A 25,782-nucleotide genomic window follows, 5' to 3' on the forward strand; every position below is an offset into this window, starting at 1 on the left:
GTACGATTTGGATGTTGATTTCCGCTTCAGGCACTCGCTTTCCGCGGGCGGTCGGGGAGCCTCCTCGCCTTGCGCCTGCGGGGTCTCCCCTAGACACGCTTTTCCCGCAGGAGTCTCGTACCTTCCGCACCAATCAACTTTGTTATAGCATTTAGTTAGAAACCATGACTGGGAGTTGAAGGTATTGGTTTGAGAACATCATTTGATGAAAGATATGTTTTCCGCCTACAAACTGCGGGTACCAGTCTGCATGATTGGGCCTGCAGTTTTTTTATTGCTTGTACGATTTGGACGTTGATTTCCGCTTCAGGCACTCGCTTTCCGCGGGCGGTCGGGGAGCCTCCTCGCCTTGCGCCTGCGGGGTCTCCCCTAGACACGTTTTCCCGCAGGAGTCTCGTACCTTCCGCACCAATCAACTTTGTTATAGCATTTAGTTAGAAACCATGCCTGGGAGTTGAAGGTATTGGTTTATAGAACATCATTTGATGAAAGATATGTTTTCCGCCTACAAACTGCGAGTACCAGTCTGCATGATTGGGCCTGCAGTTTTTTTATTGCTTGTACGATTTGGACGTTGATTTCCGCTTCAGGCACTCGCTTTCCGCGGGCGGTCGGGGAGCCTCCTCGTCTTGCGCCTGCGTGGTCTCCCCTAGACACGCTTTTCCCGCAGGAGTCTCACACCCGCTCCAATTAACCTAGTTTTTAATTTTAGATTGAACCCTTTTGCCTACAGTCTTTATTGTTTTAAATAGAAATATTTAAACTTGTGGTGATGAGGGTGCTTGTATACATGATTCTAGAGATCAACTTGAAATGATTACTTTAAATCAACTGGTGCCGCAGACCGCAAAAGTTTTGTATTGGGAACGATTGTAACACCTGGAAATACATATTACAGTCGAAATACGGCATATTTCCAGTACGAATGAAATCAACTACATTTACAGGACAGGGAATTATGAACTGCAATTCATTGTCGGTGAACGTCAGTGTAGAGGATAGGAATCATGATAAACACTAAGTTAAAAGAACCTTGCAATAGTTCCGGATGGCCCAAAAATCCCCTTTTCCACTTAGCTAATATTCGACGTGGATGAGGGGCTTTTTGTCCCCTTGGATTCTTAATGATCACTTCCCTTTCCTTTCGTATTATTTAACTTCAATGTGTGAAAATCCGTATAATTCACCAAGTTTCATTAACACTAATGATATAAGTTATTTTCATTGACTTTTTTCCTTTTCTTGTATAGTATCACAGAGTATCAATCCCTATCAGATTACTAGGAGGTTTACCCAAATGAAAAAAATGGTTGCACTTTTATCGCTATTGTTAGCTTTCACGGTTGTACTTACCGCTTGTGGTACCGATACAAAAAATGAGGCAAACGATACCGGCAATAAATCTTCTTCACAAGAAAGTCTATATGATAAAGTCAAAAAAGATGGCGTATTAACTGTTGGAACAGAAGGTACATATCCTCCTTTCACATTCCACGATGATTCAGATAAACTAACGGGGTTTGATGTTGAAATTGCTAAAGAAGTGGCAAAACGCCTTGGAGTGAAAGCTGAATTCAAGGAAACACAATGGGACGGCATGTTTGCAGGCTTGGATGCAAAACGATTTGATATGATCGCAAACCAAGTGGGCATCGATGAAGACCGTCAAAAGAAATATGATTTCTCTGACCCATATATTCAATCAGGGGCCGTATTGCTTGTACACAAAGATAATACGGATATTAAATCCTTCGATGATTTGAAAGGCAAGACCTCTGCACAATCATTAACGAGTAACTACAATGACCTGGCGAAATCACATGGTGCTGAAGTTACCGGAATTGAAGGATTTTCTCAATCCGTACAGCTTATTGGTTCTAAACGTGTAGATGCCACGATCAATGACAAATTATCTTACCTTGATTATAAAAAACAACATCCGGATGCACCTATCAAAGTGGCTGATGAGGAAGAAAGCGGAGTCGCAAGTGGTTTAATGTTCAGAAAAGACAGCGGTAAATTAGTGGAAGAAGTAAACAAAGCACTTAAAGCAATGAAAGAAGACGGCACGTACGCGAAAATCTCGGATAAATGGTTTGGTGAAGATGTTTCTCCTAAGTAATATTTTCGCCGACCCCGAGCGTATGGACCAGCTTGTTTCCATCGCTCAAACCTCCCTCTATCCGATGATAGAGGGAGCTATTCAATATACGATTCCACTAACACTAATTTCATTTGTTCTCGGCCTTATTCTTGCTGTACTCACAGCATTGGCTAGATTATCTTCCATGAGGATACTTCAAATAATTGCGCGAGTATATGTGTCAATCATCCGCGGGACACCATTACTTGTGCAATTATTTATCATTTTCTATGGACTTCCAAATTTAGGTGTAACCATCGATCCTATCATATCGGCTATTATCGGATTCTCACTAAGTGTTGGAGCATACGCATCTGAAATTATACGAGCGGCCATTTTATCCATACCAAAGGGGCAATGGGAAGCAGGCTATTCAATCGGGATGTCATATACCCAAGCTTTAAAGCGCATCATTTTGCCGCAGGCAGCTCGGGTATCCATTCCCCCATTATCCAATACGTTCATTAGCCTTTTAAAAGATACATCGCTTGCATCACTCATTCTTGTAACGGAATTATTCCGTAAAGCCCAGGAAATCGCTGCAAAAAACTATGAATTTCTACTACTTTACATGGAAGCAGCTGCTTTATATTGGATTTTGTGCACCATTCTATCTTTCATTCAAGGAAGTTTAGAGGACAGACTTAATCGTTATGTAGCAAAATAAGAACCGCAGTAGTTAAAGGGGATTTTAAAATGATCAACATTAAGAATCTTCATAAATCGTTTGGTGACCTTGAAGTATTAAAGGGCATCGATTTGGAAGTGGAGCAAGGGAAAGTCATTGTATTGATCGGTCCTTCGGGTTCAGGTAAAACAACCTTTCTTCGGTGTTTGAATCTCCTTGAGGTACCAACGGACGGGACGATTGAAATCGATGAAACGGTAATGGACTTCAAAAAACCGGTTAGAAAAAATTCGATTACTTCTTTTCGCAGTTTAACAGGGATGGTTTTCCAAAGCTATAACCTCTTCCCCCACAAAACAGCTTTGGAAAATGTAATGGAAGGCCCCATCATTGTAAAAAACATCGCCAAACATCAAGCGAAAGAAACGGCTGCTGCCCTGCTTACAAAAGTGGGCTTAGGTGAAAAAATCGATTTTTATCCGTTTCAATTGTCCGGCGGACAGCAGCAACGGGTCGGAATTGCAAGGGCCCTGGCCATGGAGCCTAAGGTCATGCTATTCGATGAACCCACTTCGGCTTTGGATCCCGAACTAGTCGGAGACGTCCTGCAGGTCATGAAAGACCTGGCGAAAGAAGAGGGCATGACAATGATCGTGGTGACCCATGAAATGCGTTTCGCCCGTGAAGTCGCCGATGAAGTCATTTTCATGGATGAAGGAAAAATAATCGAGCGGGGTGCACCCGAGCAGATTTTCACAAACCCTAAAGAAGCGCGTACACGAAAATTCCTCAATATGATTCAATAAAAAAACGGTGCTATTTCAAGCACCGCTCGCACCCCCCCATTTTTAGAATGGGGGGGTTTTTGCCCCATCAACTTAATGAGTTGCTTGGACCTGTTTAGTCTGTGTCCGTGCATGGTATAACTGAAAAAGAATCAAGGCAAAAACGGAAAGGATCGCGCCCGATATAAATGGTAAATCAATCGAAATCGAAAATAACCAACCGCCGAGCGGAGGACCCGCAATCCTGCCGAACGAGTCGAAGGAAGATAGCAGTCCCGTGACACTGCCATGGCCCGTCATGGAACTTTTGGTAAGCAGTGCCGAAATGGCCGGCCGGATGAACCCATTACCCACTCCGAAAACCGTCAGGAAGACCGCCGATGTCCAGAACCCGGAAGAAAACAGGATGAGAATGAAACCAACTGCCGAGACGATGATTCCCATTCGGATGACCGCTCCTTCCCCATATTTCTTTGTCATCCTACCCACTAATCCACCTTGAACGATCGCACTCCCAAACCCCATGATCATAAAGATATAGCCTAATTGTACAAGACTTATATCAGCCTTTTTGGCTGCAAAATAGGCAAAAGTCGTTTCAAGTCCTGCCATTGAAAGGGTGACGATCATTTGCAGAAAAAACATGGTTTTAAGAGGCCCTCTAAAGGCTTTCCAAATGGACTCTTTATTTTTTGACTGTTGGGCCCTCTTCTCTACTGTATGTGATTCCTTCAGTATCGCAATCACTAAGAATAAAGTAATCAAAGAGGATATTCCCGCAATGTAAAACGGTAAGTTCAAACTTGATTTGGAGAATACCCCGCCAATCGCCGGTCCAAAGATGAATCCAAGCCCTGTGGCGGCCCCGATGATTCCCATCCCTTTTCCCCGATCTTCCGGCGTCGTGATGTCTGCCACATACGCCATTGCGGTTGGCATGTTAGCCGATGACAAAATCCCGCCAATGATTCTGGCTACAAATAATACCCATAAGGAATCTGCCGAAGCCTGGATGAAAAACGAAAGGGCCAGTCCAGCAATCCCGATTATCATGACAGGCTTACGTCCTATCCGGTCAGATACACGTCCCCACACCGGGGCGAAAAATAATTGCATTAATGAATAAACAGCCATTAAAAGCCCAAGCTCTGTCGGACTGCCGCCAACCTTTTCGGCAAGGAACGGAATGACGGGAATGATGATCCCAAATCCGACCATGACTAAAAACATCACTAAAAAAAGAACGGGTAACACCTTTTTTGTTTCCATTATATTTTTCTCCTTTTATTCTCCACATTCGCTGCGTACATTGGAACGAATTCCTGAATCCCATTACTTAGCATAATCTACCTGGCAATACTTTAAACAGTTTATCATACAACCTTTACCAAATCAGTATGAAGCACGACCTTCTTTCAGAAACTCCCTTAAATAAATAAGGACCATGCATCAAAATCCTGAACTCTACAGTCATTTCTCATGTAATGGCACTTTCTTTTTTTCACTGTGTTTCGTGAAATCAGTGGCATGAGTTCGTTAAAAATCTTTTCCTCCCCTTATTTTTTCTTAAGGGGTACTCTATACTGTAGGGTATGATTGATGTTTGGGAGGTAGAAGAATGTCTAATGATCAGTGGATTTTAATTATTGACGATGAAGAAGATTTGGCACGTCTCATGGAGACAGTTTTACATAAAGAAGGTATCCCGAATATTATTACGGCGGGAACGATTGCGGATGGGTGGGCAAAGTTTCAGAAGTTCGATCCATCACTGGTCTTGCTGGATATCATGCTGCCAGATGGTGAAGGCTATGATTTATGCAAGCAAATTCGTGAAGTGTCGAATGTGCCCATTTTATTTTTGTCGGCAAAGGATGAGGAAATTGATAAGCTTTTAGGGTTGGCGATTGGCGGGGATGATTATATTACCAAACCATTCAGTCCGAAAGAAGTGGCCTATCGGGTAAAGGCGCAGCTTAGGCGGGCGGGCTATACAGAGGAAAAAACCTCACCGAAAGAATTGCAAATTGGGCCATTTGAGCTTAGTTCAAATGAAAATGAAGTGAAAAAGGATGGCAAAACGCTTGAGCTCACAGCTAAAGAAATCGGTCTGATGAGCTGTTTTATGCATCATCCGAATCAGATCTTGAGCAAGGAAACTTTGTTTGAACATGTGTGGGGCAATGATTTCTTTGGCTCTGATAATACAGTGATGGTTCATATTCGCCGTTTACGCGAAAAAATCGAGGCAGATCCTTCAAAGCCTTCTTTTTTAATAACCGTTAAAGGGCTTGGTTATAAATTACAGACCAAGGGTGAAACAAGATGAAGTGGAAATTGACACGGCGCTTTTTAGGATCCGTTGTGACAATTGTTGTAATCGTGGGAATCGTAAATACAATTTTACTTTTATGCTTACTCTTTGTTCATTTCGACACGGAAGAGGAATCTGCGGAAAACTTTAGCCGATCTTTTTCACAATACGTAGAACTAATTGATGACAAACCAATGGTAAATGAAGAAGGACTGGAAAAACTGCGGAACACAAACGCCTGGATACAATTTTTGAATGATAAGGGTGAACAAGTCGCAGCCTATTACACACCTCAAAAATTGCAAACCGTATATTCCCCTGTTGAAATCGTCCAAATGTATAAGTATAAAGAAATCGATGCAGAGACTACTGTTTTTGCCGGCGAAGCTCATGATTTCAGCTATTTTGTAGGGGTTAAAGATCGAGGAATAGGCCGATATGTACTGTCCTATAATTATGTTCACATTTTAAAGTATATCAACATCATACTTTTACTGTTTTTAACCGTGGATATTATTATTGCCCTAGTCATTGGACTATTATTTGGTAAAAGATTAACGACACCACTTAACACTTTAATAGAAGGAATTCAGCAGCTTCGTGAAAGACGTTTTAAAAAGATGAGTATACCAAAAGGCGTATATGAAGATGTATTTCACAATATGAATGAACTATCGGTAAAGTTAGATCAGTATGAAAAAGAACGTGATCAACTCGACCAAATGCGTGAGGAATGGATTAGCAATGTTTCTCATGACATGAAGACACCACTTGCTTCGATCCATGGTTATACAGAATTGATGAAAGACAATGCCACTGAATTAACACCACAAGAATTGTATGAGTTTACATCCATTATTAATAGACAGTCCGTATATATGAAAGATTTGTTGGATGACCTCAATTTAACGATGCGTTTACGCAACCAACGACTTCCTTTGCAATTTGAAGATGTTGATATCGTTGGGTTTATAAGAGAAATGACGATCGAGCTCTTAAATGATTCACAATTTGGTGATCGACAGGTTGAATTTGATGCAAATGTGGACAAGGCAATACATAAAGTCGATAGAAATTTACTGAAACGGGCGATTTTTAACTTTATCTACAATGCGCTCGTACATAATGATGAAAATGTCGTCTTGAAAATACAAATTGATGATATTCATTTACAATCAGAATTTCATACCCAAATTACCATTGCCGATAATGGCCGCGGTATTCCCTCCAAAGATTTGGAACAGGTTTTTGAACGCTACTATCGAGGTACGAATACTGCCAGTACACATGGGACCGGCTTAGGAATGGCCATTGCAAGGGACATTATTCTGGCCCATAAAGGTAAACTGGATTTGACTAGCATTGAAAATAAGGGAACAACCATTACGATACTTTTATAATTTTTTCCTTACAGAGAAAGGGCTGTCCACAACATACAGACAGCCCTCTTTCCTATTTATTTTGGTTGTGCCTTTTTTGGAATATCCTCAAATTTCACTTCATCATATGACGAAACCTCATCACCATTTTTCACGTACATCTTTAAGTAAGCATCTTTTCGAAGATTTTTTTGTGCAGTGAATTCAAGCGGTATCATTTCACCATCTGCATTTTTGGCGTCAAGTTTATAAGAATAGTAAGTCATCACTGAACCATCATCGAGCTTGGTTTCATGTTGCACCCCATCTTCAGTAATTTGCAAATAATACTTATCGGCATTCATTCGGTTAAAGTCCAATTTAGTAAGCGCGAATACTCCTGCCGCTCCGAGTATAAACAAAATACCAACTATCATAAGAAATTTTTTCATCACGATCATCCTTCTGTTTTATTATTTTGTGTGATAATACGATTATAGGAAGCTACCGTTAAGATATAATACAGACCGTAAATAACCGTATAAGCGATCATCCAGATCAACACAGGTTTTTCCAAGTCCATCATCAATAAGCCCGAGAAGGCTTTTAACGCAACCGCACTGTGCAACAGCCCCACTGCCAGCGGAACGAAAAAGATTACAAACACTTGAGATGCAATGGATTTCCGCATTTCTTTTGCGTTAACGCCCATTTTATGAAGCATATTGTATTGTGATTTATCTTCCTCAGCTTCCGTTAGAACTTTAAAGTAAATGATACTGCCTGTTGCCGCTAAAAAAACCAGACCAAGAAAACTGCCGATAAAGAGCAATGAGCCTACACTTTCAATGCTTGTTTGAAAATCTTGAGGGGCACTGGAAAATAGAGCTTCTTCAGGTATTTGTTTTGCAATTTTTTCAGATAAATCCACGGAGGCTTGATCAACACCGATAACACGATAGTTCAGGGCTTCCCCTTCTTTTTGCAATGATTTAAATTGCTCATTCGATACAACCACTGCAATGCCTGCTGTTTTGGCATTTAAAACTGTTTGTGTTTTAAAGCTTTGGAATGTGATCGCCGTGTTGTTTTCGGTCCTGATCGTCTTGTCCTTATATTCAGGTGAGAATCTTTTGTCATATCCAATATCCAAAATGACTGCTTTGCCATGATTCACAAGCAATGTGTCCTTACCTTGTACATCTGCCAATTTGTTATATGTTCTTTCGTCAATAACCGTATAAATCCTTTTATCCGAGCTATCGAATGCTGATCCCTTGCTAAGTTCTTCCGTATTAAATGTGATGGACAGTGCTTCGACATTTTCATCATACTTTGTATCTGGCAATACGGCGGTGACTTGATGATCGCTTTTTGCATCCGTTTGCTGATACATGAAGGTATTAGGATCAACGGTCATGACTTGGTCATTCGCGTTATAATAAAGACCATAAACCGCCCCCCCGGCCGTTACCGTTGTAGCACTTAACACCGCAATTACGGTCAATGTCCGTGCATTCCCCCGAATGCGATATAGCAATTGCGAGACCGTCATCAGATGCAGGCCTTTCCATAGCCATTTTTCATTTTTCTTAATCACGGCTAACAAAAAGCCTGTCACGCTATGAAACAATAAAAATGTACCGGCAATTACAGTTGTCAAAATAATGAGTGCCGTCATCAAAAAGCCGACTTTTTCCCACACTTTAGATGTAAAAAGATCTTGCATCGCCAACCAATATCCCATGACAATCAGGAAAATTCCCAGAAAGGCTACAATCATAGATGGCTTCGGAGCCGCTTCCCCCTTTTTCGATGCATGGAACAGATCAATTAGTTTAAATTGGTAAATTAAACGATAGCCCTGGAATGATGTCACCAAGAAAATAATAAGAAATACGATAGAGGTGTTCAATGCTGCAGATCCCGAAAATGTAAATGGTGCGATGACATCATAGCCCATTAAATAGATCAAGATCGTCATGAACCCTTTTGAACAAAGAAATCCTAGTAAAATCCCCACAACCAATGAAACCAAACCTAGCAATAGGTTTTCAAAGAAGAGCATAAAGCCAATCTGGCGATTACGTACGCCAAGCAATGCATTTAATGCCACTTCTTTTTTACGTTTTTTCATGAAGAATGAATTGGAATAGGCAATAAAAATGGCAACGAAAAAAATCAGGATGACGGCCGCTCCACTCATTAATGAATCTAATTTCTGTGATGAAGCCGTTTGTTCTGCAACTGCATCACTATATTTTAATGTTACAAATGTGAAGTAGATGATAATGCTAAACACCATAGATGCGATATATAAAAAATATTGGGAAAGGTTCCGGGCAATATTTTTTCTCGCCAGACTAAATAACGTCATCTACCTCACCTCCAATTGTTGCAAGGACATCCATAATTTCTTGGGAAAAAGCTTTACGTGATTGGCCACGACGATAAATTTCTGTTGAAAGCGTACCATCCTTGATGAAAATGATCCTCCGGCAGAAGCTTGCGGCATATGCATCATGTGTCACCAACATGATGGTGGAATTATTATTTTCATTTAGTTCACTTAAGCTTTCCAGCAGACCGGTTGCTGATTTTGAATCAAGTGCACCTGTTGGCTCATCTGCCAGGATCAATGCAGGCTCTGTCACAAGCGCTCTGGCTGCAGCTGTTCTTTGCTTTTGCCCACCGGAAATTTGGTATGGATATTTAGCTAATAAATCTTCAATCCCGAATACTTTAGCAATACGATTCACCAATGCAGTAATTTCTTTCGCTGGAATTTTCGCAATCGCCAGCGGTAATAATATATTTTCCTTCACAGTCAATGAGTCTAGCAAATTGTAATCCTGGAAGATGAAACCAAGATTATCACGTCTGAAATCCGTTAAGTCAGCCCCTTTCATATCATGAATGCTCGTATCATTCATATAAATTTTCCCTTCAGTCGGCGAGTCAATAGTTGCCAACATATTGAGCAACGTCGATTTCCCCGCTCCAGAAGGTCCCATGATTCCTACAAACTCCCCTGCATGGATGTCAAAAGATATATTTTCCAACGCTGTATAAGCAGCGCTTGATTTACCATACGTTTTTTTTATATTTTCCACTTTTAATAATGGTTCCATTTGTTTCACCTCTTCAGTATTGTTGATACATTTACTTTACATGCTCATTCTTACAGCATCTTTGTGCCAACCTTACAGCAAGCTTAAATCCAAAAAAAACGCCTTCCATTTAAATGGAAAGGCGTTTCTTTGGATTTTTTAAAAGTAATAGTAATTAACTTTGCTTCAAAAGCCTGCGGTCGATTACAAAATTACCAAATGGAATGAATGAAACGATGAAAATCATCGCCATTTTTAAAAAGGACCATTTTGATATGATGCTCACATAAAGTAAAAAAAGCCCAAACACGACAAACAAGAAACCATGGATGCTGCCTAAAATGAGTGTTGCTTCCCCAATATCCAATATGTACTTAATGGGCATACCAATGGCAAGCAATAGAACATATGAGATTCCCTCAATTATTGTAATAAACCGAAACCATCCAATAGCTGTCGAAAACATTCGCTCATCCCCTTATTCATTGTACAAGTACGGCAGACAAATCCAGCTTCTTGTCCCCATCCAAAATCTGTTACTCTATCATATTATATTATGGTGACACCCACTAATAAATAGTACCAGGTTTTCCTAAAAATAGAACAACAAAAAAAGCCCAATCAAAGGATTGGGCCCTTAACAAAGTAAGGTAGAAATTTACTTAAAGACGCTCAATTCCGAAACCAATTCGCTCCCTCATCCATGTGCACGAAGGGAATATCCGTATCAATTACACCTTTGATTCGTTCTAAATCAACATCTTCCCCTTCGAGCCATTTCGCAAAATCTATGGAAGTCGGCTCCTGGTTCCCTCCCAATGCAATCCAAGCTTTCATCTCTTTAGGTAAATAAGCGGATGTATGAATCGTTCCCGCCCAGCTGCTATATAAATCCGAGAAGACACCTTGATTGGTATCATTAAACAGCCGATAAGCATCGTAGGCAGATGCAAGTTTCCCTTCATGATCTTGGATGATCTCCAATCGGCGTTTCGAATCGATAAGATGGTTACGGTTTTCATTTTTCATGATTTCAAAGTGATTGGTACAGGCATTTGACGTGCGCACCTCTATATTTCTTGGGGAGGTTTCCACAATATAGGTACTTCCGCTTTTATCATAGACGACGTAAGTGAAAGAATGACGATGCGGGATTTCCTTCAACATCGCCACTGCTTCCTGAACGTCCGCACACGATTCAACAATCAGTCTGCCAATCATGCAACAAATGAAACCATCACCAGGATTCTTCCGATTCATGAAGTTATAGCCTATCACCAACCCTTTTTCGTTCATTCCATCCATCCGGCCAGTCCCTCGCTGACTAGGGCCGATGCTTGAATACCCTTGATCGGTTGGCTGGAATAAGACATAGCGTCCTTCATAGGTCTTCGGGTGGTAATCATAATTCCGAATAAGATAATCATTGCCTGTCATGATCGAACAGCCCGACCGAACATAATCCAACCGGTATCCACCGAACTCTTGCAGCACGCGGTCAATTGGCCATTTCAGTGCTTCTTGCAATCCCAGTAATTCTTCCCAAACTCCAGGGGCGAATTGTGTAATCGCTCTCTTGACCTCTTCTTCTTCAACCGTAAACCGAGGCTGCCTGATCTTCCACTGATCTTCACGGTTTTTTACCGTTAGTGAATCTTTTAATTCCTCCCCTTGCATGTATCCAAACTCATAATGTGTACCCCGAAATTGTATGACATCACTATATATTTGCTTCACGGCTTATCCCTCATTTACAGTAGTTGCTATTCAAATTAAGAATACTTGAAGCATTGTTGAAAATAAAGAAGATAAGCCTTAAATCATGTCATTAGTTCAGATTTCAAGAAAATGTTTTCCTGATTTCTTATTATGGGTGGAGACACGAATAAAGGCAGTGTAACGAATAAAAAGTATCTTCATAAAAATTTTTTATAATTTAAAAAGGCCCCTACTCTATATGAGTAAGGGCTCAGGCTATTGATAAAGATATATTTTGTAATCACTTCTTCAACCTTTGCTAAATGGTATTTCTAACCCGATGAATATAAAGTGTTGTAAAAAAACTTATTTAGTACGCCTATTCATTCTCTTAATTTTGATACATTTGTATATAAGAAATCCAATTGCAACTATAATAGCTAAAAAGCCAATTTGATATATTATATCAAACCAATTTTTCTTTAGCTTGAACTATTAGTGGAATGTTTTGAATTAGAATAAATACAACTAATAAACGTATAAAAAGTAATTTCAATTTACTACCTCTTCCTATTTGATTTTTACATAGGTAGTTTTACCAATTTGATTTTTCTTATTAAACTAACCTGCCCCGCCCCGATAGTTCAATAAAAAAAAGCTGCCTTAAAGACAGCTTTTGATCTTCAGCTAACGCTCCGTTAGCCATCCATGAAGCGCAAAAACCAGCGCTTCACCAAAGAGAATGAAAATTGGTCTCTATGTCGATAATGTTTTAATGGCTGGCGAAGAAGGTCGTTGAACTATGGTGCCTTTGAGCCCATCCGTTAGTCTGACTCCGACGACCACGGTGTACCACTGACTGTCGCGCCCTTTATGGGTAGCACTCAGGGAGATTAATCCTTTTTTGGTCGTCGCGCTAGCCTCTACTTAATTTGCTATAAATTGGAGGTTTTTGTTTAACGATTGACCAAACTCAATCAGATCACTCATAAGGCTCAGCCTTTTTTTAAAAAGCATTTTTACTGGGTCTATTTTGTTGTGGTTTTTTCTGGATTTTGTGCTTTTTTAATTTTCATGGGAGTTTAAGTAGAATCCTTCACAATCTTTTCTACCCTTCCCAATCACTTAACGAATATAGAAATCAATAAACTAATTGCAAAGAAGATATATGCTATTTGAATGGTTGTATACATTGTAAATTCAAAGGCTGAAAGTTTCCTTTGTTTTTTGGTTTTTACCAAATGCCGAAGATAGAAAGAAGAACTAATAATAAGTATTACTATGGAAATTGTACGTAAGGTTTCTGCATAAATTATCAAGTCTTTTCAACTCCTTTCTCTACACCCCCCTGCACGTAGCAGTAGTTCATTAATTTGATTCACTAACGCACTCCGTTTGTTTAAGTAGACACAATTCCTCACATCCAAATTATAACATTATTCTTTCACTAAACTGCCCCTTTAGTTCCATAAAGAAAAAGCTACCTTAAAGACAGCTCTGATCTTCAGCTAACGCACCCGTTTGTTCAAATTTGCAACCTTTCAGATTGTCCCTTACTTATAAAATGATTAAACAAAAGATAGATATATACCCCTATCACACCTCCAAGGGTATTTAGAATGACATCATCAATGTTTGTTGAACGAGCATATAATAAAAACGCTGACCCTGTAGAATTTTCAATAAATTGAATTAGTTCAATCCCAATAGAGATAAGCATTGTAACCATAATAGTCTTTTTTATACTTGTTAAGATGCTAAGAGACATTAGTGCAAAAGCTAATGGGGTCAACATTAATAATGGACCCATTAGTTGTGTAATTTCTGATTCTAAAATTGTTTTAAAAGGAACTAAATTTAGCAATGGAGTTGTTGAAGATATAACTTGATCCTCCAAATAATGCCACACCGGAATAAAGGTAACTACCTGATGTAATGAGCATAAATACACAATAAAAGCAGTTAGAACGACTAACTTATAAAAATTATTTACTATCGTTTTTTTTATCAAAAATATTATACAAACCGTTATAGGAATACAATTGATATAAAGCTCAATGAATTTTATACGTAAAAAACTAGAATCATAATTAAATTTCAATATTAACGGGATAAGGAAATAAAAAGTAGGAATAAGAATTGTAAACCATTTCACATTTTTTGACATAGCGAACCTCTTTCTTCACAAAATCATATGAACATTTTAACATTTATTTATAATGACTTTGTCCAAGTATTAAAATCTTGTTAAACTCCCTCAGTTTGATGCGAATATCTCTCGAATGCTCAATTACAATAATGTATCTATTCGGTGCATCATTATAATAAACGGAATTTCCTTTCTATTATAGCTATATTTTCTTTCAAAATATTACTAGTGGTTCTGTTGCAAAGTTTGAAAAAAGCATAAACAGGTTGGTAAATGAAGAACAATGTTTAGGAAGTAGCTAGTAATTGTTGAAATTCATTGTACGTTGAAAAGGCGGAGTCTCTTTGAAGACTTCGCCTTTGTTTATATTGGGCATGAATGGTTTCAATACCTTTAATTGTACGTGAAGCATGACGAAGATTTTGCAACAAAACCCTTCAAATCGTTGCCGTACCTCTAGTATAATCAGAATTTCCACAAAATAATTGGTAATGACTCCAGCCCTCTAAAAATTTCAGAATGTCTCCATTTAATTTCTATATCTGAACGAAGTGTAATGTCAGGAAAATTTTGAATAAGTTGTTGGAAAGCAACCTGTCCCTCTAAGCGAGCAAGAGGTGCACCTAAACAAAAATGTATCCCATTTCCGAAGGCTAGGTGTTTATTTGGATTTCTGGTGATATCTAGCTTGTTAGGATTTATAAATTGATCGGGATCGCGGTTAGCAGCAGCTAAACCTAGAAATATGAAATCCCCTTTTTTAATTTCCTGATCTCTAAAAATAAAATCTTCTACTGCATAACGAGATGTGGCAAATTCAACTGGATTAGTAAAGCGAAGAAACTCTTCTATAGCCGTTTTCATATACTCTGGATGATCTTTCAACTTTTCTAATTGATCACGATGCTGTAAAAGTGCTAGCATTCCATTTCCTATTAAGTTCACGGTTGTTTCATGCCCTGCGACAATTAATAAAAATAACATAGATAACAGTTCTTTATGGGAAAGCATGTCACCATTCTCTTCAGCGATGATTAACCCACTAATAATGTCATCACTTGGATTCTTTTTTCTTTTTTCAATTATTTTCTCTAGGTATCGAATAAATTGTTTAATAGATTCTTGAAATTTTGGAGCATTGTCTCCATTTGAAATGTTTGTAATTGCATTTGACCACACCCGGAATTGATGGCGGTCTTCTTCCGCAATACCCATCATTTCGGAAATAACGGTTACAGGAAGAGGAACCGCGTAATCCTCTATTAGGTCAACATCTGTTTTGTTTTTCATTTCTTCTATTAACTCGCTAGAGATTTGTTCGATTCTATTTTGGAGCCCTGTAATCATTTTAGGTGTAAACACTTTATGAACCAAAGTTCGTAGACGAGAATGGTCAGGTGGATCTTTAAATAACATGTTATTCACAATTAAATCTAATTCTTTCTGTTGCTCTTGAGTTTGTTCTCCATCAGACTTTAATATATTTATAACATCTTTTGTAACTTTTTCGTCTTTCAATAAAGTGATTACATCCTGATAACGAGTAATTAACCACGCTTGTCTCTGATATTCTCCCTGGGAGATTATAAATGGATGCACTGGTTCATGCTCTCTATAATACGCTAATGTTGGGTAAGGATTATTTTGGTACTCTGATGAATACAAATCGAATGCCATTTTTTCCATGCTTCTCTCTCCTTTTTATGGATTACAAAAAAGGTATCTTAACCTTAATAAGCCTTCTTAATACTTTTGTGGTTTCCCGATAATTAATGAGTGTACAAATTATTGTATTTTATCACCTCAATAATTTTTAACAACCACCTATATTTCATCAAAAAACCTATACCTTTGTTGTGCTTAACTTTAACTTATGATCTACTTCTTGAAACTTCGGTATTTATCTAATGGAGTAACTCAAAAAAATGGCCCAATTGTGGAACAACAGCTTTATGATAGCCCTGTCTTTTTAAATTTCTTTTTAACTTTACGTTTGACGAATTTTATGTGTTCCCCTACTTTTTTTGGGAAGGCTGGCTCGTCGTGTGGGGGCGAAACTCCGAGAACAAACGCGGGACTTAAGTGATAGACTGGACCGTACAACCCGGTGCTCATGTTCTCCCAATTTTTCTGTACATCCTGTCAGTGTGCACTTTTGTGGTGTGCGAAATCGCCCTGCTTGTTTTTGGTTATAAAGAAGGACAGGACTAGCCCTATTATCCCGAAGATAATAACAGCCAAATAAGCGTCATTCATTCCGTCGATGGAGGCTTTCTGAAGCAATTGCGCAGGATCAGTAATAGTTCCTTCCGCTGCCAACTTCACGGCATGTGTCTGTGCTCGACTGGTTAGAATGGTAACCAAGAGCGCTGTGCCAATCGCACCTGATACCTGCTTGACCGTATTGGAAATCGCGGTTCCATGAGAGTGCAGCGATGCTGGCAGCTGGTTTAGTCCGGCAGTTGTAATAGGCATTAAAAACAGCGCCATCCCGATCCGTCTGCACGTGGACATGAGTAAGAGATACACATAGCTTGTAGAAGATGTTAATGAAACAAAACCGATCGTGGTCACAATAGTGATGACAATTCCGATGATAGACAGCCATTTAGCTACAAACCGGTCGAAGAGACTGCCTGCTACCGGCATCATTAGACCCATAAGCAATGCGCCAGGCAGCATTAGAATTCCGGCATCAAGCGCCGAATAATGTCTCATATTCTGTAAATAAATCGGAAGCAGCATCATATCCGCATACATGACCACCGTCACGACTATATTAATGATCGTGGTTAGCGAGAACAGGTTATACTTAAAGGCTTTCAAATCCAACAGGGGACTGTTGCTTCTTAACTGGCTGATGGAGAATAATACAAGTGAAAGTACGCCTATCGCCAAGCTTGCCATCACTTCGGTACTCGACCAGCCAACGGCGCCCGCTCTGCTGAAGCCGTATAATAAGGTGCCGAATCCGAGTATAGATAAAATCATTCCCGTTACATCCAACACGGGATAAGAGCGTTCTGTCACATTTTTCAAGTAAAAGAAGGCAAGAAGAATAACCAAGGCGGCGAACGGAATAATAACGTAGAACAGCGCGCGCCATGCAAAATGATCCAGCATGTATCCGGCATACGTAGGACCTACAGCTGGCGCGAAAATGATGGCTACTCCAATCAACCCCATAGCTCCTCCCCGTTTCTCCGCTGGAAAGAGGGTAAGCACAACATTCATCAATAAAGGCATAATAATCCCTGCTCCGGCAGCCTGTATGAGACGTCCGATTAACAGCACTTCGAAGCCAGGCGCGATGCCGGATATGGTTGATCCAGCAAGAAACGCAATCATTGCCGAAAGAAATAGCTCACGGGTTGTAAAGCGCTGTATAAGATAGGCTGTCATAGGAATAAATACTCCGTTGACCAGCATGTAGCCAGTTGTCAGCCATTGGGCGGTCGTTGCTGCAATGTCAAAAACCTTGATTAGTTCCGGAGTCGCCACGCTCATAATGGTTTGATTTAAAACGGTAATAAATGTGCCCAGAATCATAATAAAGAGAAGGGGACCTTTTTTGACGGTGTGTATAGTCAACTCTCCACTCATTATTTGTCTTTTCCTTTCCTCATCCGTATTTTAGGAAAAAAATCCTTTTTGCTCCAGCAAATCCTCTGTGGCCTTCCACAACTTCTGCTGCATTGCGGCATCTCCCCCGGGCGGCACTGGTTCAATTGATTTTCCATTTCCAACATTAAAGTATCCGCCTGTCATTTTTTGATATTCCGGCTTCACAATCAATCGGGTGATAATATCGGCTCCTCTTCGCGGATCTCCAAGACGAAGGGCTTTCAACAATCGTTCTAATACGGATGCAAACCAAAGTTCTCGTCCTAGTCCGGTAACATTAAATCCTGGATTTAGCGCATTTACGCTGATTCCCATACCAGCCCACCGTCGTGCCAGTTCAGCAGTGAACATAATATTAAACAATTTGGTTTTTCCATAGATGGCGGATGAGCCGCGAGCGGTAAAGGGAGTTGTATCAGTTAAATCGTCGGGGAGCTTCAAAACGCCATGACGGCGTGAAGCTTCAGAGGCAACATTGACAACTCTGGCCTTGCCTACGTTCTGCAGAGATGGTTTTATCATATGTGTCAACAGCCACGGCGCTAAATAATTGACAGCAATCATTTCAGGAAGCCCCTCGGGAGTGATGCGGGGCTCGAAGGCATGAATTCCCGCATTGTTCAACAGCACATCAATTTTAGGGTAAGCGGCGGCTATTTCACTGCCAACTCGTTTAACATCCTTCAATAGCGATAAATCTCCATAAAAAAAATCAATTTTCACTGATGATGTATTTGCCTCAATCTGTTTTCTCGTAGCTTCAGCACGTTCTTTACTCCTAGCAGTCAAGACAAGGTCAAAACTTTGGCTTCCCAATTCAAGCGCGACAAGCTGTCCAAGACCGCTGGTGGCACCTGTTATGACAACAGTTGCTTTTTTAGGCATCGTCATTTCTCCTTCATGTGATACAATTTTTTTGAAGTAATCATTCCAAACAACAGGTGAGGTAGGACATATAGTTGACATATATCCACTATATCAATTTGATTGACATATGTCAATCAAATCGAGTTGTTTTTGATCTAGAGAAAGGTGAGTGAGCATGAAGTATAATCCATTCAAAAATGAACCGAGGGAGAAACTGGAGATTGAGTTAGGCGAGCAGCTTAACGCCCTCATTAGCGCTGCACATGCCCTGAATGTCAGAGCTGCGGCGAAATTTGATTCCTCCTTACAGCCTGCCGCCTTCCATATCGTTCGTTGGTTGTACTCCTATGGTCCAACTAATGCCGCCGCTTTAGCGGAATCAACAGCGATGGATCGAAGTTCGGTCAGTCGCCTTGTCAAACAGCTCCAGTCTCTGGGGTATGTGAGCAGAGAGGCATCCCCTAATGATGGTCGGGGAATTGTGTTGTCTCTTACCGAATATGGACAACAAAAAATAACTGATGCGCTTAAGGAAAAAGAGTCCATTTTTTTTGAGCGAATCTCAAACTGGAAAGATGCGGAGCTTCATGATTTCATCCAAATGCTCAGACACTTTAATGGATTCGTCAGATGAGAACGTAATATTGCGGTAGTGGCCCCCTTAAAAGCACTTGCAAACAGCAGCGCCCCTACCCATTCTGCAAACCCTAGCGTTTCATGGATATGATGTAGACAACTGCGTCCCCGATGGTAATATGAATTCAGCTAATAGGAGATGCTGATCAGGAAGCACCTGTCAGATAGAGGGATACCCTCTGTTTGACAGTGCTTTTTGGGTTCTGGTGCAAAAACATTTGATAGAGACATAGAACCTATATGGACTGTTCAATGACAGTTTATGATGCAATTCCAAACAATTTATGTATGAATCTAACTTCATTTTGGGCAGACTTCATCTGTGGGTGAAGTTGTCCTCTTTTCAGCATATGCATGGCTTCAACACCACTCAATATAGAAGTGGCTGTTTCATACGACTTGAATCCTAACATAGAACACACACGTTTCTTAATGAAACGGTGAACCTGTTCCACTATATTATTGAGATATTTAACTTGCCTTATTTGTATGCCTTCAGGCATACGTTTCTCTTCTTTTGCCTCTTGAATCGCTACGGAATAGGCCGGATTCTTGTCTACTGTTATAACACGAGGTTTACAAATATGAGAAGCAGCCAAGGCTTTCTTAAAAAAGCGCTTGGCTGCTTGTTTATCTCTTGATTCAATTAGATAAAAATCAATGGTATTTCCTTTAGAATCGACTGCGCGATATAAATACACCCATTGACCTTTTACTTTCACATATGTTTCATCGGCTCTCCAGAAGTCATTTGTTATCTTAAGATGACGTCGTACTCTTTCGTATAATTCGGGTCCATATTGATGCACCCAACGCATAATGGTGGTGTGAGCAATAAACAAGCCTCGTTCCTCCATCATTTCCACCAAATCACGAAAACTGAGATTTTACCTTAGGTACCATCTTACTATTAATAAGATAAGAACAGGCTGATAATGCTTCCATTTAAACAAATTTTCCTTTTCCATACCAATCACAACCCTTTTTTAGAGTAATAGTATCAGTATGTCCAAGTTTAGGAGATTACTTACAAGAGCTTTAGAGTTTTTGCACCAGAGCCAAAAATATTTTATTAAGCTGCTTTGAGTGCAGGTAATTTAGCTTGTCTACGTAAATAAATATTATTAACAATTAAACTTACAATGGTAATTAATGCACCTAATACTTCTACAGTTGGCATGTTGTACCCATTAATAATCGAAATAATAAATGTAGTAATTGGAACCATATTCATAAACAAGATTCCATTGATTGGTGTAATTATTTTATTACCAAGATTCCAACAGAATACTGCTAATACACCAGCAATAAAGATCATATAAAATAATGCTCCGGATACATCAAATACCATTGTAAGAGTCGGAATTTTTAACCACCCTAAAGCTGTAGCTAGACCTACGATAATTACAATAGAAATAGAACCGAAGAAAGATGTTAATGTTGTATAACGAAGTGGTGACCAACTTGGGAAATAGTTCCCTCCCATTGTATAAATTACCCAGCAAAGAGCACCGATTAGAATTAAAAGCCCCGCAAATAAATTAGCATCTTCAGAAAATAATACACTTAAATCCCCTTTTGTAATGACTAAGACTACTCCAATTAAAGATGCGAACATACAAGTCAATGTTACTCCACTTGGTTTAACACGTTTTACTAACCAGTTAACCATTACGCCTAGAAGTGGTTGTACTGCCATCATAATAGAAGCAACTACAGCACCAGATGGCCCAGCTAATTTTTGACCTAAAAATACTAGAAAATTAAACCCTGCAAACCCCATAGTTCCAAAAAATAATAGTTTTCCGCTTTTCCCCTCCGGACTTATAAATTTTTTTCCTTCGATAGCTAGTAATAAAACTACAAATACAACAGTAGCGGTAACGTAACGAAAAGCTGTAAAGTAAAATGGATCCATTATTTTTAAAGCATCCCCCATAATGGGAAACATTCCTCCCCATGATAGTACCGCTATTAAACACATAATAATTCCTAACATGAATTTATTATTCTTCATTTGTATCATCTCCTATTATTCAATTTTTTTATGCTAATATATTTTGAAGTTGTCTAATCTTTACTTTTCCAGATAAGCTGTATGGGATTTCGGGAATAAAGTGAATATCAACATTTGATTTTGGTCCAATGATATCTGTAATATCTCATAGAACAGGACTATAGGCATGTAAAATGCCGCTTTGCCAAATCTGCAGGATTTCAAAGTCTTCGTCATGCTTCGCGTACCTTGAAAGGAATCGAAACGATTCATGCTATATATAAACGAAAACGAGGTTTGCAGCCAAACCCCGTTTTTTCAACGTACAATAAATTACAACAATTACTTACAATTGCATAAGATTCAACTGTATTCACCCTAACTTTCTATCTTTTAAAAAAACTTTGCAACAGCACCGCTTTTTTTTAATGGTGTGATTAGGAAAAATAAGAAAGGATATGTACGATTACAAATTCGCGAAAGTCGAAATTATACTATTAATTTCATTAGGATACAGCCTTCGTATTGTCGGCTATTGCCCTCTCGGGAGAAGGGCGAGCTGAACGCATCTATATAAAACAAAAGAGCTGCACGTCGAAGTACAGCTCTTTATCTTGTTTGCCCTTGTGCTCTGCCTCACGGCAGAAAGAAAAGCGAACTGCGCACAATATTATCCAGCATTTCACGTTCCGCCGTTACTGTGGTCACCGTAATCCCGTGCATAACATTAACTAGGTATTGGGCCAATGCTTTCAAATTCCAGGTTCCCTTCAGCTCACCGGTTTGTACCGCACGTTCCAACAATTGGTAAAAGACTTCCTCATTCTCAGCCATATTGGCTTGGACTCGCTTAAATACCTCCGGACGGGAAGCTGCCAGCTCTAACGAGGCATTCACCATAAAGCAGCCTCGGCGGCGTGTATATTCGATGACCTCTTGAAAATAGCGCAGCAGAAGTTCTTTTGCCGACCCTTGTTCATACAAGATAGCCGCCAGCTGCTGTTTAGATTGCTGGTCGTAACGCTCCAGCGCCTGAAGGTACAAGTCCTCTTTACTTCCAAATGTCTCATAAATGCTGCTTCGGCTAAGTCCAAGCTGCTCCACCAGATCCTTCATGGAACACCCCTCGTACCCTTTATGCCAAAACACGTCGATAGCCAGATCCAATACTTTTGGAATTTCAAAACTTTTATTTCTGCTCATAACTCACCTCTTCTCAAAACAATCTTACGCGGCAAAAAAGGTGCGTGAACTCCGGTTTCACTTAAGCTTGTACAAACTTCAGGATCTCGGCGTTAAACTTGTCCTTCTCTTCAAACACGAGTCCATGGCCGCTTTCCTCAAACACGATGACTTCCGGGTCTGGAAATCCGTTAATCTGAGGCTCAAAAGGCATTGTATCATGTTTGCCTTGGAAAATACGAACCGGCACATGAATTTGGGCCAATTCTTCCCGCGAATCTTCATAAGCAAGGCTCTTGAGCGACATTGTAAGAGCTATGGGATCGGTCTCCAGCGACATGCGGTTGTACCAGTCGACAAAAGCCTGGCTCGGCTTTTGATGGAACAAAGAGCTGTTGAAGCCTTCAATCAGCTGCGGACGGTCCTGCTGTGCAGCTTCTACAAGGGACTCCACAACATCAACCGGCAAGCCGTAAGGATAATCCGGTCTTTGCGTGAAGAGAGGCGTAGCGGCGGAGGCAAGTACCAGCTTGGAAACGCCATAACCTTGATGTCTTGCCATATATCTCACCGCAACAGCCCCGCCCATCGAGAAACCGACCAGTGTCGCATTTTTAATCTCCAGCTGCTCAAACACCCGGCGAATGTCATCTGCAAACTGATTGTACGAATAGCCGTTGAACGGACGGTCAGATTTCCCGAAACCTCTCAAATCAATACCGATGTAACGAATTCCTTTGAACGGAAGAACGTTTCTTTGGTATTCATACATGGCTTGCCCAACAGGAAGGCCATGTATGAACACAACCGGCTTCCCTTCGCCGACATCTTCCACATACAAGGTTACGTTGCTTCCTACAGGTACATAATGACCAGAAGCTGTTGTTAATCTTTGAGTCATAATAATGATCCTCCTATATTATTCGATTTTTAGATTTTTGATGCATTTTGGAATAATCGTTCCGAAAAAGGTTTTTAAAAACCGAGTCCCTGAGACTCGACGGTTGCTTCTCGGAAAATTACAGCGCAGCCTCCAATATTTTGCGGCTTACATCTAAGGTAACATCCTTTGTTTCAGATAGAGCAGTCATACCGTGGGACTCCAACTGGTTGATGATTTCGTCAATATTTTCAGCACCAAGGCCGTAATCGGAGAGTTGGGTTTTTACCCCTAGGCTTTCAAAAAAATCTTGTGTTTGTCGAATCGCTGCATCGATACGTTCATTCTTGCTGCCTTCGCGAATATTCCAGACACGATCGGCATACTGAAGTAATTTAGCGTGTTTTTGTCGACGACGCACCTTCATCACGGCAGGAATAACAACAGCCATAGTCTGTGCGTGATCAATTCCATAAAGCGCCGTGAGCTCATGGCCAATCATATGAGAGGTCCAATCTTGCGGTACTCCGGCCCCAGTGGTACCATTCAGCGCCGACGTCGCACTCCATACAAGATTAGCCCTTGTTTCGTAATCTTGCAGATTATCAACAGTTTGAGGACCCACTTCAATCAAGGTTTGGAAAAGCCCTTCGGAGATACGGTCTTGCACCCTCGCATCAACCGGGTAAGTCAGATACTGCTCAAATACATGCGAGAAGGCGTCGATAATACCGTTAGCCACTTGATGTTTAGGCAGTGTAAACGTAATTGTCGGATCTAATATGGAGAACTGCGGGAATACCAATTCGCTGAAAAACGGCAGTTTGCTCTTTTGTGCCTTATGGCTGATGACGGAGTAAAAGTTCATTTCGGATCCTGTTGCTGGTATCGTTAACACGACACCAAACGGGACGGCTTTCGTAATTTCCGCTGGTTTTACTTGCCCTCCGCTAAATATGTCGAAGAAGTTATCGCCTTCTAAATGAGCTCCTGCTGCCACAAATTTCGTCCCGTCAATAACGGATCCTCCACCAACCGCAAGCAAGAAGTCAATGTTCTCTTTGCGTACGAGCTCAATTGCTTTTACCAATGTTTCGTAAGCGGGGTTCGGCTCAATTCCGCCAAATTCAAATACATTACGTGTTCCAAGAGCCTCTTTTACTTTATCGAGGGTCCCGAATTTTTTAACGCTTCCCCCGCCATATAGAACTAATACATTGGTATTGGCAGGCACCAGTTTGTCAAGTTCGTGAAGTCGATCTTTACCGAATACAATCCGTGTTGGGTTATAAAAATCAAAATTTAACATAATAGATTCTCCTTTCAAAACCTTGGTAAGTTTCTTCCATATTTCTAAATGACAAGTAATAAGATACTTTAATCATTGAAAAGTTCCACTGTGGATGTCGGCCGAATTGGGCCATAATCAGCCATTGGCATTCTGATTCCCATCACCCCGAAGTATCCGCACCGATTCCATCGATGCTTGGATAATCGGTGTAGCCTCGCTCACCGCCACCATAGAATGTGGAATCGGTATCCAGCGACATGCGGTTGTACCCAATACCATGTAACGAATTCCTTTGAACGGAAGAACGTTTCTTTGGTATTCATACATGGCTTGCCCGACAGGAAGGCACAACCGGCTTCCCTTCGCCGACATCTTCCACATACAAGGTTACGTTGCCTCCTACAGGTGCATAATGACCGGAAGCTGTTGTTAGTCTTTGAGTCATAATAATGATCCTCCTATATTATCCGATTTTTAGATCTTTGACGCATTCGGGAATAATCGTTCCAAAAAAGGGTTTTAAAAATCGAGTCCCTGAGACTCGACGGTTGCTTCCTAAATCCTTTCCAAAAAAAGCCTGTTTCTCTCTTTCCGGAACATTCATTCCACTATAGAAATAACTATACTCTTTTTTACGCCTTGGAGTCAAGCGTCGGAAAAAAAGGCAAGGGCATTCGCTGGGGTTAAGCCGAGATACAGGTAATTTTGGGTCATAGGATGTATTTCCACCATCCGATTATCGTGTAACAAAAAGGTATTTTAATAATAGTGGTACGGATTATTTTTGATACAGTATTTTGTTACAGCTAGTTCAACGGTTAGGATATTTCATATTTTCAAATACAAAGCGTAACAAAAACGAACGTTTATGTTACAAATATCGCTGAAAAACAATATTCGGTAAAAAATCTATTGATGTGACCTAGTTTTACACGTATCCCGGCTGTACTCCATATAGGTGAATATTACCATTTAAAGGCTTGGAGTAGGTATTTTTTATTTTGTTGTTCAACTATCCTGCCCCGATCGTATTATAAGGTCAGCCAGATATTTCTGGTTGAACAATTTTTATATCGATATATGATAACGGTAGCTGGGGCAGAACGTTCCTGCCCGTGGGG

Annotated in this window: 21 protein-coding genes and 3 pseudogenes; 7 read left to right on the top strand and 17 right to left on the bottom strand. The window is 40.3% G+C overall.

The annotated features are described in order from the left end of the window. The first annotated feature begins 1,297 nt into the window (after positions 1-1,297). The 3 genes from ACIQ0C_RS22120 to ACIQ0C_RS22130 are packed head-to-tail and all read left to right on the top strand — an operon-like array spanning position 1,298 to position 3,577. Positions 1,298-2,122 carry an amino acid ABC transporter substrate-binding protein gene (locus ACIQ0C_RS22120; protein ID WP_402842688.1) on the top strand — a complete coding sequence of 275 codons (825 nt, stop codon included), beginning with the start codon at positions 1,298-1,300 and terminating at the stop codon, positions 2,120-2,122. After that, a complete protein-coding gene (locus ACIQ0C_RS22125; protein ID WP_403064079.1) occupies positions 2,106-2,810 on the top strand; it encodes an amino acid ABC transporter permease in 705 nt (234 codons plus the stop codon). The genes ACIQ0C_RS22120 and ACIQ0C_RS22125 overlap by 17 nt, the downstream gene beginning before the upstream one ends. Before the next feature lie 29 nt (positions 2,811-2,839). Then, positions 2,840-3,577 (top strand): amino acid ABC transporter ATP-binding protein, encoded by a 738-nt coding sequence (locus ACIQ0C_RS22130; RefSeq protein ID WP_402842691.1) that lies wholly within the window; start codon positions 2,840-2,842, stop codon positions 3,575-3,577. Positions 3,578-3,649: 72 nt separating this feature from the next. On the opposite strand, the gene ACIQ0C_RS22135 is transcribed toward ACIQ0C_RS22130, so the two are convergent. Then, positions 3,650-4,825, bottom strand: a complete 1,176-nt coding sequence (locus tag ACIQ0C_RS22135) for an MFS transporter (RefSeq protein WP_403064031.1) — start codon at positions 4,823-4,825, stop codon at positions 3,650-3,652. A 349-nt stretch (positions 4,826-5,174) separates the two neighbouring features. Between ACIQ0C_RS22135 and ACIQ0C_RS22140 the strand changes: the two genes are divergently transcribed. Then, positions 5,175-5,885 (top strand): response regulator transcription factor, encoded by a 711-nt coding sequence (locus tag ACIQ0C_RS22140; protein WP_403064034.1) that lies wholly within the window; start codon positions 5,175-5,177, stop codon positions 5,883-5,885. Next, positions 5,882-7,270 (top strand): sensor histidine kinase, encoded by a 1,389-nt coding sequence (locus ACIQ0C_RS22145; protein WP_403064037.1) that lies wholly within the window; start codon positions 5,882-5,884, stop codon positions 7,268-7,270. Before ACIQ0C_RS22140 ends, ACIQ0C_RS22145 begins: the two co-directional genes overlap by 4 nt. Positions 7,271-7,326: 56 nt before the next feature. Here ACIQ0C_RS22145 and ACIQ0C_RS22150 read toward each other — a convergent pair whose 3' ends face one another. The 10 genes and pseudogenes from ACIQ0C_RS22150 to ACIQ0C_RS22195 form a co-directional block, all read right to left on the bottom strand. After that, a complete protein-coding gene (locus tag ACIQ0C_RS22150) occupies positions 7,327-7,680 on the bottom strand; it encodes a YxeA family protein (RefSeq protein WP_403064040.1) in 354 nt (117 codons plus the stop codon). A 5-nt stretch (positions 7,681-7,685) separates the two neighbouring features. Next, on the bottom strand, positions 7,686-9,605 hold the full coding sequence (locus ACIQ0C_RS22155) for an FtsX-like permease family protein (RefSeq protein WP_403064043.1): 1,920 nt from the start codon (positions 9,603-9,605) through the stop codon (positions 7,686-7,688). Further along, entirely contained in the window at positions 9,592-10,359 is a 768-nt protein-coding gene (locus tag ACIQ0C_RS22160; protein ID WP_403064046.1) for an ABC transporter ATP-binding protein, read from the bottom strand. The genes ACIQ0C_RS22155 and ACIQ0C_RS22160 overlap by 14 nt, the downstream gene beginning before the upstream one ends. Before the next feature lie 154 nt (positions 10,360-10,513). Next, entirely contained in the window at positions 10,514-10,804 is a 291-nt protein-coding gene (locus ACIQ0C_RS22165; RefSeq protein ID WP_402842709.1) for a DUF3817 domain-containing protein, read from the bottom strand. A 206-nt stretch (positions 10,805-11,010) separates the two neighbouring features. Beyond that, on the bottom strand, positions 11,011-12,075 hold the full coding sequence (locus ACIQ0C_RS22170) for a C45 family autoproteolytic acyltransferase/hydrolase (RefSeq protein ID WP_402842712.1): 1,065 nt from the start codon (positions 12,073-12,075) through the stop codon (positions 11,011-11,013). Between the two features lie 1,486 nt (positions 12,076-13,561). Next, positions 13,562-14,203, bottom strand: coding sequence for a VanZ family protein (locus tag ACIQ0C_RS22175; RefSeq protein WP_403064049.1), 642 nt, complete (start codon positions 14,201-14,203; stop codon positions 13,562-13,564). A gap of 269 nt (positions 14,204-14,472) precedes the next feature. Continuing rightward, positions 14,473-14,610: pseudogene (locus tag ACIQ0C_RS22180) on the bottom strand (IS6 family transposase); the annotation flags it as partial. Positions 14,611-14,650: 40 nt separating this feature from the next. Further along, on the bottom strand, positions 14,651-15,871 hold the full coding sequence (locus ACIQ0C_RS22185) for a cytochrome P450 family protein (RefSeq protein ID WP_402844263.1): 1,221 nt from the start codon (positions 15,869-15,871) through the stop codon (positions 14,651-14,653). A 456-nt stretch (positions 15,872-16,327) separates the two neighbouring features. Next, a complete protein-coding gene (locus ACIQ0C_RS22190; protein WP_403064052.1) occupies positions 16,328-17,788 on the bottom strand; it encodes a DHA2 family efflux MFS transporter permease subunit in 1,461 nt (486 codons plus the stop codon). Between the two features lie 30 nt (positions 17,789-17,818). Continuing rightward, entirely contained in the window at positions 17,819-18,694 is an 876-nt protein-coding gene (locus ACIQ0C_RS22195; protein ID WP_403064082.1) for an SDR family NAD(P)-dependent oxidoreductase, read from the bottom strand. Positions 18,695-18,851: 157 nt separating this feature from the next. Between ACIQ0C_RS22195 and ACIQ0C_RS22200 the strand changes: the two genes are divergently transcribed. Next, positions 18,852-19,310 carry a MarR family winged helix-turn-helix transcriptional regulator gene (locus ACIQ0C_RS22200; protein WP_403064085.1) on the top strand — a complete coding sequence of 153 codons (459 nt, stop codon included), beginning with the start codon at positions 18,852-18,854 and terminating at the stop codon, positions 19,308-19,310. A gap of 262 nt (positions 19,311-19,572) precedes the next feature. Here the strand turns inward: ACIQ0C_RS22200 and ACIQ0C_RS22205 are convergent. Together ACIQ0C_RS22205 and ACIQ0C_RS22210 are read right to left on the bottom strand one after the other, a co-directional pair. Further along, positions 19,573-20,280: pseudogene (locus ACIQ0C_RS22205) on the bottom strand (IS6 family transposase). Between the two features lie 104 nt (positions 20,281-20,384). Beyond that, complete coding sequence (locus ACIQ0C_RS22210; protein ID WP_403064055.1) at positions 20,385-21,329, bottom strand: DMT family transporter; 945 nt, start codon at positions 21,327-21,329, stop codon at positions 20,385-20,387. 144 nt (positions 21,330-21,473) lie between these two features. Between ACIQ0C_RS22210 and ACIQ0C_RS22215 the strand changes: the two are divergent. Beyond that, positions 21,474-21,668: pseudogene (locus tag ACIQ0C_RS22215) on the top strand (IS6 family transposase); the annotation flags it as partial. A gap of 276 nt (positions 21,669-21,944) precedes the next feature. Here the strand turns inward: ACIQ0C_RS22215 and ACIQ0C_RS22220 are convergent. The 4 genes from ACIQ0C_RS22220 to ACIQ0C_RS22235 form a co-directional block, all read right to left on the bottom strand. Further along, complete coding sequence (locus tag ACIQ0C_RS22220) at positions 21,945-22,511, bottom strand: TetR/AcrR family transcriptional regulator (protein WP_403064058.1); 567 nt, start codon at positions 22,509-22,511, stop codon at positions 21,945-21,947. Between the two features lie 61 nt (positions 22,512-22,572). After that, positions 22,573-23,391 (bottom strand): alpha/beta fold hydrolase, encoded by an 819-nt coding sequence (locus ACIQ0C_RS22225; protein ID WP_403064061.1) that lies wholly within the window; start codon positions 23,389-23,391, stop codon positions 22,573-22,575. Between the two features lie 118 nt (positions 23,392-23,509). Continuing rightward, a complete protein-coding gene (locus ACIQ0C_RS22230; protein ID WP_403064064.1) occupies positions 23,510-24,679 on the bottom strand; it encodes an iron-containing alcohol dehydrogenase in 1,170 nt (389 codons plus the stop codon). Positions 24,680-24,980: 301 nt separating this feature from the next. Next, complete coding sequence (locus ACIQ0C_RS22235) at positions 24,981-25,106, bottom strand: hypothetical protein (RefSeq protein WP_403064067.1); 126 nt, start codon at positions 25,104-25,106, stop codon at positions 24,981-24,983. Positions 25,107-25,782 lie beyond the last annotated feature (676 nt).

The organism is Peribacillus sp. NPDC096448 (genome assembly GCF_044762675.1).
Taxonomy (GTDB): domain Bacteria; phylum Bacillota; class Bacilli; order Bacillales; family DSM-1321; genus Peribacillus; species Peribacillus frigoritolerans_B.

Bases quoted from the DNA above. Each gene is read 5' to 3' on its own strand.
- ACIQ0C_RS22225 (WP_403064061.1), bottom strand. From the start codon at position 23,391: ATGACTCAAAGATTAACAACAGCTTCTGGTCATTATGTACCTGTAGGA.
- ACIQ0C_RS22130 (WP_402842691.1), top strand. From the start codon at position 2,840: ATGATCAACATTAAGAATCTTCATAAATCGTTTGGTGACCTTGAAGTA.
- ACIQ0C_RS22195 (WP_403064082.1), bottom strand. From the start codon at position 18,694: ATGCCTAAAAAAGCAACTGTTGTCATAACAGGTGCCACCAGCGGTCTT.
- ACIQ0C_RS22190 (WP_403064052.1), bottom strand. From the start codon at position 17,788: ATGAGTGGAGAGTTGACTATACACACCGTCAAAAAAGGTCCCCTTCTC.
- ACIQ0C_RS22200 (WP_403064085.1), top strand. From the start codon at position 18,852: ATGAAGTATAATCCATTCAAAAATGAACCGAGGGAGAAACTGGAGATT.
- ACIQ0C_RS22140 (WP_403064034.1), top strand. From the start codon at position 5,175: ATGTCTAATGATCAGTGGATTTTAATTATTGACGATGAAGAAGATTTG.
- ACIQ0C_RS22155 (WP_403064043.1), bottom strand. From the start codon at position 9,605: ATGACGTTATTTAGTCTGGCGAGAAAAAATATTGCCCGGAACCTTTCC.
- ACIQ0C_RS22125 (WP_403064079.1), top strand. From the start codon at position 2,106: ATGTTTCTCCTAAGTAATATTTTCGCCGACCCCGAGCGTATGGACCAG.
- ACIQ0C_RS22235 (WP_403064067.1), bottom strand. From the start codon at position 25,106: ATGACTCAAAGACTAACAACAGCTTCCGGTCATTATGCACCTGTAGGA.
- ACIQ0C_RS22165 (WP_402842709.1), bottom strand. From the start codon at position 10,804: ATGTTTTCGACAGCTATTGGATGGTTTCGGTTTATTACAATAATTGAG.
- ACIQ0C_RS22175 (WP_403064049.1), bottom strand. From the start codon at position 14,203: ATGTCAAAAAATGTGAAATGGTTTACAATTCTTATTCCTACTTTTTAT.
- ACIQ0C_RS22220 (WP_403064058.1), bottom strand. From the start codon at position 22,511: ATGAGCAGAAATAAAAGTTTTGAAATTCCAAAAGTATTGGATCTGGCT.
- ACIQ0C_RS22145 (WP_403064037.1), top strand. From the start codon at position 5,882: ATGAAGTGGAAATTGACACGGCGCTTTTTAGGATCCGTTGTGACAATT.
- ACIQ0C_RS22210 (WP_403064055.1), bottom strand. From the start codon at position 21,329: ATGAAGAATAATAAATTCATGTTAGGAATTATTATGTGTTTAATAGCG.
- ACIQ0C_RS22185 (WP_402844263.1), bottom strand. From the start codon at position 15,871: ATGGAAAAAATGGCATTCGATTTGTATTCATCAGAGTACCAAAATAAT.
- ACIQ0C_RS22160 (WP_403064046.1), bottom strand. From the start codon at position 10,359: ATGGAACCATTATTAAAAGTGGAAAATATAAAAAAAACGTATGGTAAA.
- ACIQ0C_RS22120 (WP_402842688.1), top strand. From the start codon at position 1,298: ATGAAAAAAATGGTTGCACTTTTATCGCTATTGTTAGCTTTCACGGTT.
- ACIQ0C_RS22150 (WP_403064040.1), bottom strand. From the start codon at position 7,680: ATGAAAAAATTTCTTATGATAGTTGGTATTTTGTTTATACTCGGAGCG.
- ACIQ0C_RS22230 (WP_403064064.1), bottom strand. From the start codon at position 24,679: ATGTTAAATTTTGATTTTTATAACCCAACACGGATTGTATTCGGTAAA.
- ACIQ0C_RS22135 (WP_403064031.1), bottom strand. From the start codon at position 4,825: ATGGAAACAAAAAAGGTGTTACCCGTTCTTTTTTTAGTGATGTTTTTA.